Source organism: Bacillus sp. FSL K6-6540 (assembly GCF_038007545.1).
On record NZ_JBBOXH010000002.1, the window covers coordinates 1,511,915 to 1,527,427 of the forward strand.

Sequence of the window (15,513 nt, forward strand, 5' to 3'; positions counted from 1 at the left end):
GATTGCTTTTTGTGGTAAAGTTAGGTTACATTATGATGAATTTTGTAGATGATTAGGAGGAAAAGAATGGCATATCAAGAAGACCTGCATCCTTTGCTGGGGAAAGCAGTTGAACATATTAATAGAGTAATGGTTGGAAAACGAGACATCGCCATACTCAGCTTAGCAGCCCTTCTTGCCAAAGGGCATGTACTGCTTGAGGATGTACCCGGAGTCGGAAAAACGATGATGGTCCGCGCGCTGGCAAAGTCAATCGGCGCTGATTTCAAAAGAATCCAATTCACTCCGGATTTGCTGCCATCTGATGTAACAGGGGTATCTATCTATAATGCGAAAACGATGGAATTTGAATATCGTCCCGGCCCAATTATGGGAAATATCGTGCTGGCCGATGAAATCAACCGTACCTCTCCGAAGACACAGTCGGCTTTGCTCGAAGCGATGGAAGAGGGAAGCGTCACGGTAGATGGCCATACGATGCAGCTTGCCGCTCCTTTTTTTGTGATGGCAACGCAAAACCCGGTCGAATATGAAGGGACCTATCCTTTGCCGGAAGCTCAGCTTGACCGTTTTTTATTCAAACTTCGGATGGGTTATCCGTCCTTTAATGAAGAGCTTGACGTCTTATCTCTTCAGGAAAAAAGCCATCCGATTGAGACGCTTGAGCCGGTTATTGCAAAAGAAGACTTCATCCGTTTACAGCGGGAAGTGCAAAATGTCCGTGCTGATGACAGCATTAAGGAATATATCGTTGAAATTGTGCAGAAAACGAGACAGCATCCTTCTGTTCAATTAGGCGTCAGTCCGCGCGGCTCAATCGCCCTCATGAAAGCGGCACAGGCATACGCGCTGCTGCATCATCGCGACTATGTCATACCGGATGATATTCAATATTTAGCTCCTTTCACGCTGCCGCACCGGATGATGCTTCATCCTGAGGCAAAATTTGAAGGGATTCAGGCAGAAGCGATCGTAAGGGAGATCATGTCAGCTGTGAAGGTGCCGGTTCAAAGGTCGTCGGTCCGCTGATGAATAAGAAATGGCAATGGCTCGTATATGGTTGGAAGCTGATTATATTAACTTTATTGACGGCTGCTGTTTTTTCTTATGCGATGTTTCAGGGCGGCTTTGTCAGCTGGTTTTTGTTTTACGCGTTTCTCCCTTTTGTCTTGTATGCCGGGCTGTTGGCCTTGTATCCGCTCCGTTCTTTTCAGGCTTCAAGGCAAATGGATAAAACACAATTGCATGCGGGGGACAGGCTGGGCGTAACGGTTACGCTGAGAAGAAAGCTGCCATTTCCCCTGATGTATATGGTGATTGAAGATTGCCTGCCAGAAGGTATCGAGTCATTAAATCGAGACGGAGCCGCGGCCAAACGGCTCGTTTTTCCTTGGTTTAAACGGAGCATAACGATGTCGTATGAATTAGCTCGGGTACCGCGCGGAGAGCATCACTTTCATTCTGTCAGGGTGCGAACCGGGGATGTTCTTGGCTTGATTGAAAAAACTGCATTTTTTGAGCTGGATGATACCCTGTTTGTTTATCCATTCTATCAGCGTTTTTCCTATCAGGTGAATGAGAGGCATCAGGAAGACGGTGTAAGCGGTTCTTCTCCAATTCATGAGCACCATTCCTCAGTCGCAGCAAGTGTGCGGAATTATCAGCCGGGAGACCGGTTTGCTGCGTTAGATTGGAAGACTTCTGCACGGCGGAGCCAGCTGATGACGAAGGAATTTGAGCCTTCTCGCAGCAAAAATCTGTTTCTGCTGATGGACCGTTTTTCCTCTGACGCATTCGAAGAGGTCGTTTCAGTGACAGCTTCGATTCTTTATTCTGTTTTAAAAAACGGCGCGGGCGCTGGCCTGGCTTCCATCGGGAAGGAAAAAAACATTTTCCCTATTCAGGAAGGGGATCAGCATTTTAAGCACATGCTTCGGCATTTAGCCATCGCTCATTGTGATGCGGCAGACCCGATAAGCCGATATGCACGGGAAGAGCTGGGAAAGCCATCTGTTCGCCAAGCTGATCAAGTTGTTGTCACGGGACAGTTAACGGAAGATATGCTGCACCTCGCAGAAATAGGAGGCGGCCGGGTTACGGTGATACTGGCAAAAGAGAAAGATGCTGAGCTCTCTCAAGCTGAAAATGCCATGATTGAACGCATGATGAAACGCCAAATCAGAGTTCGGGTCATGAGGGGCGGGCGAGTTTCGCGTGTTGTTTAGAAAGAGAGGTGACTGGTTCACATGCCGCACGATGATCACAAGGGAAGCCGTTTGAGCTTGCTGTTATTTTATTTTCTGGCTTTTTTATTGCTGTGGGAGTGGCTCAGGCCGCTTGACAGTTTTACTGAAACGAAACATACAGGCTTTTTTAGTGTCTTTATCGGTTTGACGTTTCTGCTGACTTTTTTCAGGATGAGGTGGTTTGTCACCGTTCCTTTTTGTGTCATATTTACATTGATCTCGATACACATCCTGTTTTATCAAGGATCTATATTCGACTTGAGCTGGGTCAGCTCTTTTTTGCAGGATGTCTATCTGAATATCACGTTGATTCAATCTGGGCAATGGAATGACATGATCCCTTCATTTCGGACCCTGCTGTTTTTTGTGCTGCTGTGGCTGCTGGTCTATCTCCTGCATTATTGGGTGATTTACCAGAGAAGAATTTTGTTTTTCTTTTTGATGACAGTAGCGTATATTACGATTCTTGATACCTTTACGCCATATGATGCCACTTTTGCCGTCATCCGTATCGTGCTGATCGGCTTCTTTATGCTGGGCCTTTTATACTTGGAACGCATTAAGCTGATGGAAAGAATCACACTGCCAAAAACATCTGTCCTGAAATGGTTTCTTCCTTTATCTGTATTGGTTTTGGCTGCAACGGGATTCGGACTCGCCGCTCCAAAATCAGAGCCGGCCTGGCCTGATCCGGTGCCTTTTCTTAAAAAAATCACTCATCAAGACCGCGTGTCTGCAGGGGAAAGCAAAATCGGATACGGGAATCATGATGAATCACTCGGCGGCCCGTTCCAGCAGGATGCTACACCTGTTTTTACATGGCAGGGAAAAGAGCGTACGTATTTCCGTGTGGAAACGAAGGACACGTATACCGGAAAAGGCTGGATTGAAACAGACACAGGCATGTCGTATCAGCTTAGCAATGGAAAAGTTGAAAATCTGTGGTTTGACCATAAGGTTGCGACAGAGCGCCGCACCGTCCGTGTAAAAGTCGATAAGCACTACGGGTATAATCATCTGATGTATCCGATTGGTGCGGAAACCATTCAGCCAAAGCAGGCTGTCTCACTTGAAATGAACGGCAACACGGAGCAAATTTCTCCGATCAGTGAACAAGCCGGTGAAATCAGAAATATGGGAAATTATACTGTAACGTACAATTCCCCGGTCTATAAGCTGGATGAACTGAGAAAGGTAAAAGTGAGAAAAAACAGTGAGGAATACACATTCAGCGATCGCTACATGCAGCTTCCAGATTCACTGCCAGAGCGGGTGAGAACCCTTGCGATCAAACTGACTCAGGATCACGACAATATGTTTGATAAGGTGAAAGCGGTTGAGGACTATTTAGGGTCAAATGCGTTCACATATGAAACAGAAAACGTGACCATTCCGAAGAATGATGAAGATTATGTCGATCAATTTCTCTTTGAAACGAAAATGGGTTATTGTGATAACTTTTCTTCCGCCATGGTGGTGCTCTTGCGCTCGGCCGGCATTCCGGCCCGCTGGGTAAAGGGTTATACGTCCGGCGAATACAAAGAAGCAGGGAACAAAAATGGCAGCATTTACGAAGTGACAAATAACAATGCCCATTCCTGGGTAGAGGTGTATTTCCCGGAACAGGGCTGGGTTACATTTGAGCCGACTAAAGGGTTTACAAATCCGGCTCAATTTACTTCTTCTGACACAAAGGACTCCGGCAGCGATAACAGCAGCTCGCCGAAGAAAGCAAAAGAGAAACAGAAAGAAGAGAAAAAACAGCCGCAAAAAGAAGAAAAACAAAAGGAAAAACGGGAGCCAGCTGTTTCTAAAAAGCCGTCCGCTTCACATACTAATGCAGGTGCGGGCTTGTATGCAGCGCTTGCGGTTCTTGCAGTCCTCCTGGTGGCAGCTGTATTGCTGTATGTTTTCCGCTCGTTATGGATTCCTGTTTTCGCCGTGAGGAAATTGAAGCGGCGCAGCGATCAGCACGCGTTTTTTGAGGCATATGACGCGCTTCTGAAACAACTGAAGAGAAAAGGGCTGCCGAAACGAGGCAGTGAAACGCTGCGTGATTATGCAAAACGAATTGATGAAAAATACGACATAGAAGACATGTCAAAGCTGACATTAAGCTATGAAAGGGCGCTTTACAGAAATGAAGATTCTTCAGTGCTTTGGAATGATTCCAGAGAGTTATGGGAAAATTTAATTAAAAGAAGATGGTCTTGACCGCTTATCAACGTGTTGTTAGAATTAGTGAATATTATCGGAGTCTGGGAGCGAGTTGGCCTGACTCCGGCAAACGGCCTTGCCAAGAGGGCGGAGCGAGCTTCATATCTGTCCTCGTTTTTTTCTGTGTCAAAAAACTTAGAGGAGATTAGGTGACAACCATGACAAAGTTAGTGAATGAAATGATTCTTGTCCTTGATTTCGGCAGTCAGTATAACCAGCTGATTACACGCCGTATCCGTGAATTCGGTGTTTACAGCGAGCTGCATCCACATACATTGACGGCTGAAGAAATTAAAAAAATGAATCCAAAAGGAATTATTTTATCCGGCGGTCCAAACAGTGTGTATGATGAAAACTCTTTCCGCTGTGACGAGAAAATCTTCGAGCTTGATATTCCTGTTTTGGGAATTTGCTACGGCATGCAGCTGATGACTCATTACCTTGGCGGTAAAGTTGAAGCAGCAAGCCAGCGTGAATACGGGAAAGCAAACATCCGCATCGAAGGCACACCTGATTTGTTCAAAGATCTTCCAAATGAACAAGTGGTTTGGATGAGCCACGGTGATTTGGTTGTAGAAGTTCCTGAAGGCTTCACTGTTGACGCGACAAGCCATCACTGCCCGAACTCAGCAATGAGCAAAGCGGACAAAAAATGGTACGGCGTTCAGTTCCACCCGGAAGTGCGCCACTCTGAATACGGCAATGATCTTCTGAAAAACTTTGTATTCGGTGTTTGCGAATGCGAAGGCGAATGGTCAATGGAGAACTTTATCGAAATCGAAATGCAAAAAATCCGTGAAACGGTCGGAGACAAACAGGTTCTTTGCGCGCTAAGCGGCGGCGTTGATTCCTCTGTTGTTGCTGTTTTGATTCATAAAGCGATCGGCGACCAGCTGACTTGTATCTTTGTAGACCATGGTCTTCTCCGTAAAGGCGAAGCTGAGGGTGTTATGAAAACATTCAGCGAAGGCTTTAACATGAATGTGATTAAAGTAGACGCAAAAGATCGATTCTTAAACAAACTAAAAGGCGTTTCTGATCCTGAACAAAAACGCAAAATCATCGGTAATGAATTCATTTACGTGTTTGATGATGAAGCGGACAAGCTCAAAGGCATCGACTACCTTGCACAAGGTACGCTTTACACAGATATCATCGAGAGCGGTACAGCAACGGCGCAAACGATCAAATCTCACCACAATGTCGGCGGACTTCCTGAAGACATGCAGTTTGAGCTGATCGAGCCGTTAAACACGCTCTTCAAAGACGAAGTGCGCGCGCTTGGCACAGAGCTCGGCATTCCGGATGAAATCGTATGGCGTCAGCCGTTCCCAGGACCGGGCCTCGGAATCCGTGTTCTTGGCGAAGTAACAGAAGAAAAACTGGAAATCGTTCGTGAATCAGATGCAATCTTGCGTGAAGAAGTTGCAAATCACGGGTTAGAGCGTGATATCTGGCAATACTTCACTGTTCTTCCTGACATCCGCAGCGTTGGTGTTATGGGTGACGCAAGAACATATGATTACACAATCGGAATCCGCGCCGTTACATCAATCGACGGCATGACATCTGACTGGGCGCGTATCCCGTGGGATGTGCTTGAAGTCATTTCGACACGTATCGTAAACGAAGTGAAGCACATTAACCGCGTGGTGTACGATATTACAAGTAAGCCGCCTGCGACGATTGAGTGGGAATAAGTAAATAACAAAGGAAAAACGTCCCTTTCAAAAGGGGCGTTTTTTTTGTTAACTTTTTGAAACCGTTTCGACAGTTTTCGTATCTAACAACATAGGAGGTGGATAAGGTGAAGGAAGAAAGATTGATTACAAAGGCGAGAAAAGGAAATGCTCGGGCCTTTGAAAAGCTTATGCTGGCACATCAGGAGACTTTATATAAAACAGCTTATCTCTATTTAAGAAATAAAGAAGATGCACTTGATGCTGTACAGGAAACAGCTTATAAAGCTTTTATCAGTATAGAAAAACTAAAAGAGCCAAAGTATTTTTTAACGTGGCTTACTCGAATATTGATTCATACCATTTTTGCCATGAATAAAAAGAAAGGAGATTTGGTTCCGTTTGAGAAACATCATGATGCTGGAACTAATCAAGCAAATATTGAGGAATACATAGACTTGCGAAATGCGATTGATTTACTTGATGAACATGTTCAGCTCACGATTCAGCTCTATTATTTTCAAGATTATTCAATATCAATGATAGCTGAACAAACAGGAATGGCAGAAGGCACAATTAAAACCCATTTACATAGAGCGAGAAAAGCATTGAAACAGGAGCTGGAAAAGGAGGATCAAAACAAATGGACAAACACCAAATGAAGCAGATGTATGATGACATAGCAGTGCCAAAGAAAGCACTCAAAAAGGCAATACATCAAGCTGTCGTTCGTGCTGAAAATGAAAGTAACACAAGGCGCCGTTTTAAATGGGCACGAACTATTACAAATGGAATGGCTATTGCTGCTGTGGTATGTATATTGTATTTATCATCTGGTCTTTTTCTTCCCTCTGTAAACAAAGCGATGGGGAGCATACCCATTGTCGGACAAATTTATAAGGATTTTCAAGATAAAGTTGGTCTATCATTGTTTAAAAGCAATTTGGTCACAGCTTTAAATGAAAAAGCAGACTCCAGGGGAATCACTGTTTCTGTAAACAGCTCCTATTACGATGCCGGACAGCTTGTTTATAACTTCACTGTTGATAACTTCCACTCTGATGAAAAAGAGATCATGTATGATGTCGACGAAACGAGTTATAGCGACAACTTTTCAATCAACTACGATTCCTTAATGCTTAAAAAATTAAATAACAAGCAATACGCAGGACAATTAAGGATTTATACAAATGGTACTGAAATAAAAAATGGGGAAACCGTGCCCTTTGTAATTACTCATATCAATGAAATACAGGGAAATTGGAGATTCAAACTGCCTATTACCAAAAAGAATGCGGGTTATTTAGAAAGCTCAAAAGTTATATCGGCTTATCATAATCGTTATCAATTTTCCAATATTCAAGTGGAAAACGGGAAACTTGGATCTGTCCTTCAATTTACAATCGATTATCAAGGCATAGCAAAGCATGATACGGTTGAAATTAACGAAGTTAAAGATGATTTAGGAAACACATATGAGATGTCAGCATCAAACATCGAACTTGGAGATCGCATAAAGGTAAACGAGAGAACGGTAAGAGCAAAAGGACAAACACAGTTAGAATCACCAATCAATCCAAAAGCGAAAAAGCTAACATTAATTGCAGATATTAGATCTGAGGCTGAGGGCAGTGAAATCGTCCCTCTAAATGCAGAGATGCCGTATCGTCTTTCGGAAACAAAGCATCAAAACATAGGGATAGAAATCAATAACATTAAACAAGAGGGGAGGGAAGTATTGGTTCATTACCGTTTCACTGGAGTTGATACTTCAAATATGTCAAAAGATGACTTAGTGAATATAGGTGAAATGATTGGCCTTGGTGATATGAAAAAAATGCAATCATGGTCTGATCCAATGGCTTATTATGAAGAAGGTTATTATTTGAAATGGAATAAAGCTGAAGTGAAGAATATGGACACAGCCGAAATGGTATCAACTTTTGAACTGGATGACGCTTATCTTGATAAGCTGTCTTTAAAGCATTTTGAGTTTAATGAATACGGTCTGTATATTGATAAAGGCGTTTTAAATGACCTGATTCAACTAAAGCCATTCTCGTTTACTGTACCAGTGCATCAGGTGAGTCAGCCTTCAAGATAAAATAATCATAAGTTGAAAAGCCGTATGAAGTCATGCATACGGTTTTTATCATTGTTGCCAATTTAGTCAATAGACGAATAAACCAATTTTTTTAATAAGTAATGTTCGTTGTTTATATTGTCAATTCAAAATGAAGTTGGTACAATAGACACAGAAATCAAATAAGATGAATTCGTATAATCGCGGGAATATGGCTCGCAAGTCTCTACCAAGCTACCGTAAATGGCTTGACTACGTAAACATTTCTTTCGTTTGATATAAATAAAACACGTTTATTTATTCAAACTGAAATCCGTCTGTAGTCAAGCGTCCCAAAATGTATTGGGGCGTTTTTTATTTGGCGTTTTCAGGACAGAATAAATAGCAAAGAGTGAAGGGAGTCAAATAGCTTGAAAACGTTTTTTCAGTTTGATGAGCTGGGCACCAGCTATCGCAATGAAATCATTGGCGGATTAACGACTTTTTTATCTATGGCATATATTTTGTTCGTCAATCCGATTACGCTTGCTTTGGAGAGCGTGAAAGATTTTCCGGAGGCGCTGAGAATTGACCAGGGTGCAGTCTTTACAGCGACAGCGCTGGCGTCTGCAGCAGGCTGTATCTTAATGGGATTAATAGCGAGATATCCGATTGCCATCGCGCCGGGTATGGGGCTGAACGCGTTTTTTGCGTTTTCTGTTGTCCTTGGTATGGGTATTTCATGGCAGGCAGCTTTGTCTGGTGTTTTTATTTCAGGTCTTATTTTCGTTGCTCTTTCTTTAACAGGTTTTCGTGAAAAAATCATCAACGCCATTCCGCCTGAGCTGAAATTGGCAGTCGGTGCGGGGATCGGCCTGTTTATTACATTTGTTGGATTACAAGGTTCAGGAATCATTACAGCGAATCCTTCTACGCTCGTCACGATCGGAAACATTCACAGCGGTCCTGTGCTGTTAACGATTTTCGGTGTGATTGTCACGGTTATTTTAATGGTGCTTCGCGTGAACGCAGGCGTGTTTATCGGGATGCTGTTAACAGCGGTTGCCGGCATGATTTTCGGTTTGGTTCCGGTTCCGACTCAAATTGTCGGCAGTGTGCCAAGCCTTGCGCCGACTTTCGGACAAGCGTGGATTCACCTCCCGGATATTTTCTCCGTACAAATGCTGATCGTTATTTTAACATTCTTGTTTGTCGGATTTTTTGATACAGCTGGTACACTTGTTGCTGTGGCAACACAAGCTGGTTTAATGAAGGAAAACAAATTGCCGCGTGCGGGCCGTGCGCTTTTAGCTGATTCATCTTCTATTGTGATCGGTGCCGTGCTTGGTACGTCTACAACAACTTCTTACGTGGAATCAAGCTCAGGTGTCGCTGCGGGTGCCCGTTCAGGATTTGCCGCAATTGTAACAGGGATTCTCTTTTTACTGGCTACGTTTTTCTCTCCGCTCCTATCAGTCGTTACGTCAAATGTAACAGCGCCGGCGCTTATTATTGTTGGTGCATTGATGGTGGCGCCGCTTGGCAAAATCGCTTGGGATAAGTTCGAAGTGGCCGTTCCTGCTTTCCTTACCATGATCATGATGCCGTTAACGTACAGCATCGCGACTGGTATTGCCATCGGATTTATTTTCTATCCGATTACAATGGTGTGCAAAGGAAAAGCCAAAGAGGTTCATCCAATCATGTACGGGCTGTTTATCGTATTTATCCTGTACTTTATCTTCTTAAAATAAGGAATGAAAAACCAGCTGCACAGGCAGCTGGTTTTTTTGTTGCAAAAGATAAAACCATTTCATACGATATACCGTCATGTAGATGTGCCGCCATGCTTTACTTAAATGGAAATGACTTGACTGTTCAGGAAGGCTTCGGTACCTTATATAAGTGTTTTATTTTCTTGCTGAATGGTATTCCGCCGTATTTTTTTGATAGGAGTTGCTGACATGACGGAAGAAAGAAAAGAAACGTTTGAAGAAGAAATTAACCAGAGTGAAAGAATAGATGCAGATGAAGAACCGCTATCGAGAATGTCCAGAAAGGCGAGCCGGCAAAGCAAGCAGAAGCAAAAACAAAAGCAGAAACCGCGCCAGGAACGCGGTGAATCAACTGTTAAAGACAAGCTTGCGTCTGTTTGGGCAGCCATCAACAGATATTGCGGATTTGCGTTCTCGATTTTAAAATCTCCGGCGAAAACTGTCGTAACGGATGGTTTTTCTCATTATAAGTACGGTCTGATTTCAATGCTTATATTCAGTATCATTTTTTCAATTGGGAATTGGTTTCAGTTAAAGGCAAGCTGGAATCGGCCGCTCGGTTTCGGAGAACGCCATCATGCTTTCTATGACGGGTTTTTAGTTGTTCTTGTGTATTTGCTGATCTTTTTCGCGGTAATGGTCTTTGCTATATGGGCTGTCTCCCGCTATATGATGAAGCAGAAGGTGACGTTCAGAGAAGCAGCTGCCGTATTGGGTTCATTGCTTGTACCGATAATTGCTGTTTCAATCCTTTGGCTGATCTTTGCGATCGTAAATATCCCAATGCTGACAGTACTGTTTACGGTGCTGATCTTGTTTTCCATCTTTTTTATCATCGCGCTGTATGTACAGCGTGTGTACCAGGCGGCACAAGATGCACCAATTGATTATATCTATTGTGTATTTGCAGTGGTTGCGATAGCGCTGCTGTTTACGGCAGTGACTTGGCCTTTTATTTCGGAATATTTTACGGCGTCGCTGATTCCGCTTTAATGAAAAAACCGGCTAATCCTAGCCGGTTTTTTTATGTCACACTTTTTACAAATATATCTAAAAAACATAGTTGATTTGTAGGATTAACCCGTGTATGATGGGGAAAATGCTGAAAACGTCCAGCGAAAAACCTTTATGTTTAAGGAGGATGATGGACATGGCTGATGTGCTTCGCCGAGCAATTAATCAAAAGAAACAATTTTTAAAAACCAAATTACTGCTCTCGGAATTTTATCAAGGAAGAGGGGAACAGCTTGCTGACTACACGCTGAGTGAGCTTGAGAAAGAATACAAGTCCCTTCAGAAAATGAAAAAAGAGATCTGACAATAGATATAAAGAGGTGAGTCTGCTGAAAAGCGGGCTTTTTTGTTTTGATTTTGAAAAGGCGAGAAAGAGGGTAAACTACTACTGTTCAACTCATAAAAGCATGTCGAAATATTTTGCTTAAACTTACGGGCGAAGCTGATTGTAAACGGCTCATTTCTCTAGTAGAATATGAATGCTTTGTGCAAGCTGAAGAGTAGGGGGATGAATAAAATGATGCAAACCATCTTATCAAATGGGATAGCCATGGTTCTCATAATTCTCATTATTAATATTGTCTATGTGTCATTTTTTACGATAAGAATGATTTTAACGCTGAAAGGACAGCGTTATTTAGCGGCCGGCATCAGTACGATTGAAATACTGGTTTATGTGACAGGGCTGAGTCTGGTGCTCGATAACTTAGACCAGATTCAAAATGTGATCGCGTATGCGCTCGGTTACGGTCTAGGCGTAATTGTCGGCATGAAAATAGAAGAAAAATTGGCGCTTGGCTATATTATGGTCAATGTGATTACGAAGGAGCTCGATCTTGATCTTCCGAAGCAGCTCCGTGAAAAAGGCTACGGCGTGACAAATTGGGTGGCAGGCGGGCTTGAAGGCGACCGCACAGCCCTTCAGATCCTGACGCCGAGAAAATATGAACTCCAGCTATATGATACGATTAAAACACTTGATTCAAAAGCCTTTATTATTGCGTACGAACCAAAAACAATCCACGGCGGCTTCTGGGTCAAAGCGGTAAAGAAGAGGAGAATTAAAGAATAATGGCAAAGCCGAAGAAGAAAAAGTTTGAAGTGACAGAGCAGCAAACGATTGATGCGGTGCTTCAGCAAATGAAAGAAGAAGGATATCTGCCTGTAAGGCGAATGGAAGAGCCTATTTTTATGGAAAAAAAGGAAAATGGGTCAATTCAGATCGTTCCGTGCGGGAAAAAAATCGTATTTGAAGGGAAATTGATCTAAAACACGAACATTAGTAGAATGAATTTTTGTATCGTTCGATAATATCGTTGACATTATCCATGTCCGTTGTTAAGATAAACATGAAATCAAAACACGACCTCATATAATCTTGGGAATATGGCCCATAAGTTTCTACCCGGCAACCGTAAATTGCCGGACTATGCAGGAAAGTGATCGATAAAACTGACATGGATATATCGCAGAAGCGAACGACTGACGATACATGTACCATGCCCGGTTTGTATTGCTTCCTCATAAGTGCAATGCAGAGCGGGTATTTTTTATTTTCTGAAAACAAAAGCATTAGAAGGTGGGGAACAGAATGCAGCCGCTAGTAGGAATCATCATGGGAAGCACTTCCGATTGGGAGACAATGAAACACGCATGCGACATACTTGACGAACTCAATGTTCCGTACGAAAAAAAGGTCGTTTCCGCTCACCGGACGCCTGATTTCATGTTTGAATATGCTGAAACTGCTAGAGAAAGAGGCATCAAGGTGATTATTGCCGGTGCCGGAGGAGCGGCGCATCTGCCAGGGATGACGGCTGCGAAAACAACACTGCCAGTCATTGGAGTTCCGGTTCAGTCCAAGGCGCTGAACGGAATGGATTCACTTCTTTCCATCGTCCAAATGCCTGGAGGCGTGCCTGTTGCGACAACATCCATCGGCAAAGCGGGTGCTGTGAACGCAGGCCTGTTAGCGGCGCAAATTTTGTCAGCATTTGACGAAGACCTTGCCCGTAAGCTGGATGAGAGAAGAGAAAATACAAAACAGACAGTGTTAGAAAGCAGTGATCAGCTTGTCTAAACAAATCATCTATCCGGGAGCTGTAATCGGCATTATCGGCGGCGGCCAGCTTGGGAAAATGATGGCTGTGTCCGCCAAACAAATGGGGTATAAAGTCGCGGTCGTTGATCCGGTGAAAGATTCGCCGTGCGGGCAGGTTGCGGATGTCGAAATTACCGCTCATTATAATGACCGTAAAGCGATTCGAAAATTGGCAGAAATCAGCGATATCATCACATATGAGTTTGAAAACATCGACTATGATGCGCTGCATTGGCTGAAAGATCATGCGTATCTCCCGCAAGGAAGTGAGCTGCTGCTCATTACCCAAAACCGTGAAACAGAGAAAAAAGCAATTCAATCCGCGGGCTGTGAAGTCGCACCGTACAGCATCGTCAAAACAAAGAATGAATTGAAACAGGCGGTACAGGAGCTCGGGTTGCCCGCAGTTCTGAAGACATGTCGCGGCGGGTACGACGGCAAAGGCCAATTTGTGATAAAAGAAGAGGCGCAAATGGAGCAGGCAGCCGCTCTGTTAGAACACGGAACTTGCATTCTTGAAAGCTGGGTTTCTTTTAAAATGGAACTGTCGGTGATCGTCGTTAGATCGGTAAACGGTGAAATTTCAACATTTCCGACAGCTGAAAACATTCACCACAACAATATTCTTTTCCAAAGCATCGTGCCCGCACGGGTAGAGAAAGGGATTCAGCAGAAGGCTGCTGATCTCGCAGTTAAGCTTGCAGATGAGCTTAACCTTGTCGGACCGCTTGCTGTTGAGATGTTCCTGACAGAGGACGGAGAGCTTTTGGTCAATGAACTGGCGCCAAGACCGCACAATTCTGGGCATTATACGCTGGACCTTTGCGAGTCGAGCCAGTTTGAGCAGCATATCAGAGCGGTATGCGGGCTTCCGCTTGGGAAGACAGATTTGCTGAAGCCGGGCATGATGGTGAATCTTCTCGGCGATGAAGTAAAGCTTGTTGAGGAAGACCCGGAGCTTTTAAAAGAGGCAAAGCTATATATATACGGAAAACATGAAATCAAAAAAGGCCGCAAAATGGGGCATATTACATTTATGAAGCAGCCTGAAGACGAATGGATTCAGGAGATCACAAATAAATGGATGAATAGAGATGGAGGACAAGCAGAATGATCGAACGTTATTCAAGACCTGAAATGTCCGCGATTTGGACGGATGAAAACAGATTTCAAGCATGGCTGGAGGTAGAGATTCTTGCCTGTGAAGCGTGGGCGGAGCTTGGCGTCATTCCGAAAGAAGATGTAAAGGTTATGCGTGAGAACGCGTCATTTGACATCAACCGCATTTTAGAAATCGAACAGGACACGCGCCATGACGTTGTCGCTTTTACACGCGCCGTTTCCGAATCACTGGGCGAAGAAAGAAAATGGGTGCACTACGGATTAACGTCAACTGACGTTGTTGATACGGCACTTTCCTACTTATTAAAACAGGCAAACGATATTCTGCTCAAGGATCTTGAGAGATTTGTTGACATTATAAAAGAAAAAGCGAAAGAACATAAATACACAGTCATGATGGGGCGCACGCACGGCGTACACGCTGAGCCTACAACTTTCGGCTTAAAACTTGCGCTTTGGCATGAAGAAATGAAACGTAATCTTGAGCGTTTTAAACAAGCGAAAGCAGGCATTGAGGTTGGAAAGATTTCCGGCGCTGTCGGCACATATGCGAACATTGATCCATTTGTTGAACAATATGTCTGTGAGAAGCTCGGATTGAAAGCAGCACCGATTTCAACTCAAACCCTTCAGCGTGACCGCCATGCTGACTATATGGCAACACTTGCTTTGATCGCGACAAGCATCGAGAAATTTGCTGTGGAAATCCGCGGACTGCAAAAGAGTGAAACACGTGAAGTTGAAGAATTTTTCGCGAAAGGGCAAAAGGGTTCATCTGCAATGCCGCATAAACGAAATCCGATTGGCTCTGAAAACATGACAGGCATGGCGCGCGTGATCCGCGGCTACATGATGACAGCTTACGAAAATGTTCCATTATGGCATGAGCGCGATATTTCTCACTCTTCAGCAGAACGGATTATTCTTCCGGATGCGACAATTGCGCTGAACTACATGCTGAACCGCTTCTCCAACATCGTGAAGAACTTAACGGTCTTCCCGGAAAACATGAAACGCAACATGGACCGCACTCTCGGCCTTATCTATTCTCAGCGCGTGCTGCTTGCTTTGATTGACACAGGCCTGACTCGTGAAGAAGCCTATGATACAGTGCAGCCGAAGGCAATGGAAGCGTGGGAAAAACAAGTGCCGTTCCGCGAGCTTGTGGAAGCGGAAGAGAAAATCACGTCACGTCTTTGTCCGGAAAAAATTGCTGACTGCTTTGATTACAATTACCATCTGAAAAATGTTGATCTGATCTTTGAACGTTTAGGTTTAGCATAGAAGAAGCTTTTAG

General features: G+C 43.8%; 14 protein-coding genes and 2 riboswitches. All 14 genes read left to right on the plus strand.

Annotated elements, in window-relative coordinates; translation table 11 throughout:
• Positions 1-66 precede the first annotated feature (66 nt).
• The 14 genes from MHH82_RS40155 to purB all read left to right on the plus strand — a co-directional run bounded on the left by MHH82_RS40155 (position 67) and on the right by purB (position 15,500).
• On the plus strand, positions 67-1,029 hold the full coding sequence (locus MHH82_RS40155; protein WP_041337788.1) for an AAA family ATPase: 963 nt from the start codon (positions 67-69) through the stop codon (positions 1,027-1,029).
• Complete coding sequence (locus MHH82_RS40160; RefSeq protein WP_049140787.1) at positions 1,029-2,225, plus strand: DUF58 domain-containing protein; 1,197 nt, start codon at positions 1,029-1,031, stop codon at positions 2,223-2,225. The genes MHH82_RS40155 and MHH82_RS40160 overlap by 1 nt, the downstream gene beginning before the upstream one ends.
• A gap of 21 nt (positions 2,226-2,246) precedes the next feature.
• Positions 2,247-4,460, plus strand: coding sequence for a DUF4129 domain-containing transglutaminase family protein (locus MHH82_RS40165; protein ID WP_072175443.1), 2,214 nt, complete (start codon positions 2,247-2,249; stop codon positions 4,458-4,460).
• 161 nt (positions 4,461-4,621) lie between these two features.
• On the plus strand, positions 4,622-6,163 hold the full coding sequence (gene guaA, locus MHH82_RS40170; RefSeq protein WP_031315522.1) for a glutamine-hydrolyzing GMP synthase: 1,542 nt from the start codon (positions 4,622-4,624) through the stop codon (positions 6,161-6,163).
• Positions 6,164-6,270: 107 nt separating this feature from the next.
• Positions 6,271-6,804 (plus strand): sigma-70 family RNA polymerase sigma factor, encoded by a 534-nt coding sequence (locus MHH82_RS40175; RefSeq protein WP_017695646.1) that lies wholly within the window; start codon positions 6,271-6,273, stop codon positions 6,802-6,804.
• The gene (locus MHH82_RS40180) at positions 6,786-8,246 is read left to right on the plus strand and encodes a DUF4179 domain-containing protein (RefSeq protein WP_072175444.1); all 1,461 of its coding nucleotides are present in this window, start codon (positions 6,786-6,788) and stop codon (positions 8,244-8,246) included. The genes MHH82_RS40175 and MHH82_RS40180 overlap by 19 nt, the downstream gene beginning before the upstream one ends.
• Before the next feature lie 152 nt (positions 8,247-8,398).
• A riboswitch (purine riboswitch) is annotated at positions 8,399-8,500 on the plus strand.
• A gap of 135 nt (positions 8,501-8,635) precedes the next feature.
• Positions 8,636-9,958 (plus strand): hypoxanthine/guanine permease PbuG, encoded by a 1,323-nt coding sequence (pbuG, locus tag MHH82_RS40185; RefSeq protein ID WP_041851234.1) that lies wholly within the window; start codon positions 8,636-8,638, stop codon positions 9,956-9,958.
• A 210-nt stretch (positions 9,959-10,168) separates the two neighbouring features.
• Complete coding sequence (locus MHH82_RS40190; RefSeq protein ID WP_014476025.1) at positions 10,169-10,972, plus strand: hypothetical protein; 804 nt, start codon at positions 10,169-10,171, stop codon at positions 10,970-10,972.
• Between the two features lie 157 nt (positions 10,973-11,129).
• Positions 11,130-11,297: a Fur-regulated basic protein FbpA gene (locus tag MHH82_RS40195; RefSeq protein WP_003244066.1), complete on the plus strand. Its 168-nt coding sequence runs from the start codon at positions 11,130-11,132 to the stop codon at positions 11,295-11,297.
• 213 nt (positions 11,298-11,510) lie between these two features.
• A complete protein-coding gene (locus MHH82_RS40200; RefSeq protein ID WP_015482896.1) occupies positions 11,511-12,065 on the plus strand; it encodes a DUF2179 domain-containing protein in 555 nt (184 codons plus the stop codon).
• On the plus strand, positions 12,065-12,262 hold the full coding sequence (locus MHH82_RS40205; protein ID WP_003219403.1) for an NETI motif-containing protein: 198 nt from the start codon (positions 12,065-12,067) through the stop codon (positions 12,260-12,262). Before MHH82_RS40200 ends, MHH82_RS40205 begins: the two co-directional genes overlap by 1 nt.
• Before the next feature lie 79 nt (positions 12,263-12,341).
• A riboswitch (purine riboswitch) is annotated at positions 12,342-12,443 on the plus strand.
• Between the two features lie 141 nt (positions 12,444-12,584).
• Positions 12,585-13,073, plus strand: coding sequence for a 5-(carboxyamino)imidazole ribonucleotide mutase (purE, locus tag MHH82_RS40210; RefSeq protein WP_003244134.1), 489 nt, complete (start codon positions 12,585-12,587; stop codon positions 13,071-13,073).
• Complete coding sequence (gene purK, locus MHH82_RS40215) at positions 13,066-14,208, plus strand: 5-(carboxyamino)imidazole ribonucleotide synthase (RefSeq protein ID WP_072175445.1); 1,143 nt, start codon at positions 13,066-13,068, stop codon at positions 14,206-14,208. The genes purE and purK overlap by 8 nt, the downstream gene beginning before the upstream one ends.
• A complete protein-coding gene (purB, locus tag MHH82_RS40220) occupies positions 14,205-15,500 on the plus strand; it encodes an adenylosuccinate lyase (protein ID WP_072175446.1) in 1,296 nt (431 codons plus the stop codon). Before purK ends, purB begins: the two co-directional genes overlap by 4 nt.
• Positions 15,501-15,513: the final 13 nt, after the last annotated feature.

What these genes read in the sequence shown, in the direction of transcription:
- MHH82_RS40190 (WP_014476025.1), top strand. Translation starts at nt 10,169, where the DNA reads ATGACGGAAGAAAGAAAAGAAACGTTTGAAGAAGAAATTAACCAGAGT.
- MHH82_RS40160 (WP_049140787.1), top strand. Translation starts at nt 1,029, where the DNA reads ATGAATAAGAAATGGCAATGGCTCGTATATGGTTGGAAGCTGATTATA.
- purE (WP_003244134.1), top strand. Translation starts at nt 12,585, where the DNA reads ATGCAGCCGCTAGTAGGAATCATCATGGGAAGCACTTCCGATTGGGAG.
- MHH82_RS40200 (WP_015482896.1), top strand. Translation starts at nt 11,511, where the DNA reads ATGATGCAAACCATCTTATCAAATGGGATAGCCATGGTTCTCATAATT.
- MHH82_RS40180 (WP_072175444.1), top strand. Translation starts at nt 6,786, where the DNA reads ATGGACAAACACCAAATGAAGCAGATGTATGATGACATAGCAGTGCCA.
- MHH82_RS40195 (WP_003244066.1), top strand. Translation starts at nt 11,130, where the DNA reads ATGGCTGATGTGCTTCGCCGAGCAATTAATCAAAAGAAACAATTTTTA.
- purB (WP_072175446.1), top strand. Translation starts at nt 14,205, where the DNA reads ATGATCGAACGTTATTCAAGACCTGAAATGTCCGCGATTTGGACGGAT.
- MHH82_RS40165 (WP_072175443.1), top strand. Translation starts at nt 2,247, where the DNA reads ATGCCGCACGATGATCACAAGGGAAGCCGTTTGAGCTTGCTGTTATTT.
- guaA (WP_031315522.1), top strand. Translation starts at nt 4,622, where the DNA reads ATGACAAAGTTAGTGAATGAAATGATTCTTGTCCTTGATTTCGGCAGT.
- MHH82_RS40155 (WP_041337788.1), top strand. Translation starts at nt 67, where the DNA reads ATGGCATATCAAGAAGACCTGCATCCTTTGCTGGGGAAAGCAGTTGAA.
- MHH82_RS40205 (WP_003219403.1), top strand. Translation starts at nt 12,065, where the DNA reads ATGGCAAAGCCGAAGAAGAAAAAGTTTGAAGTGACAGAGCAGCAAACG.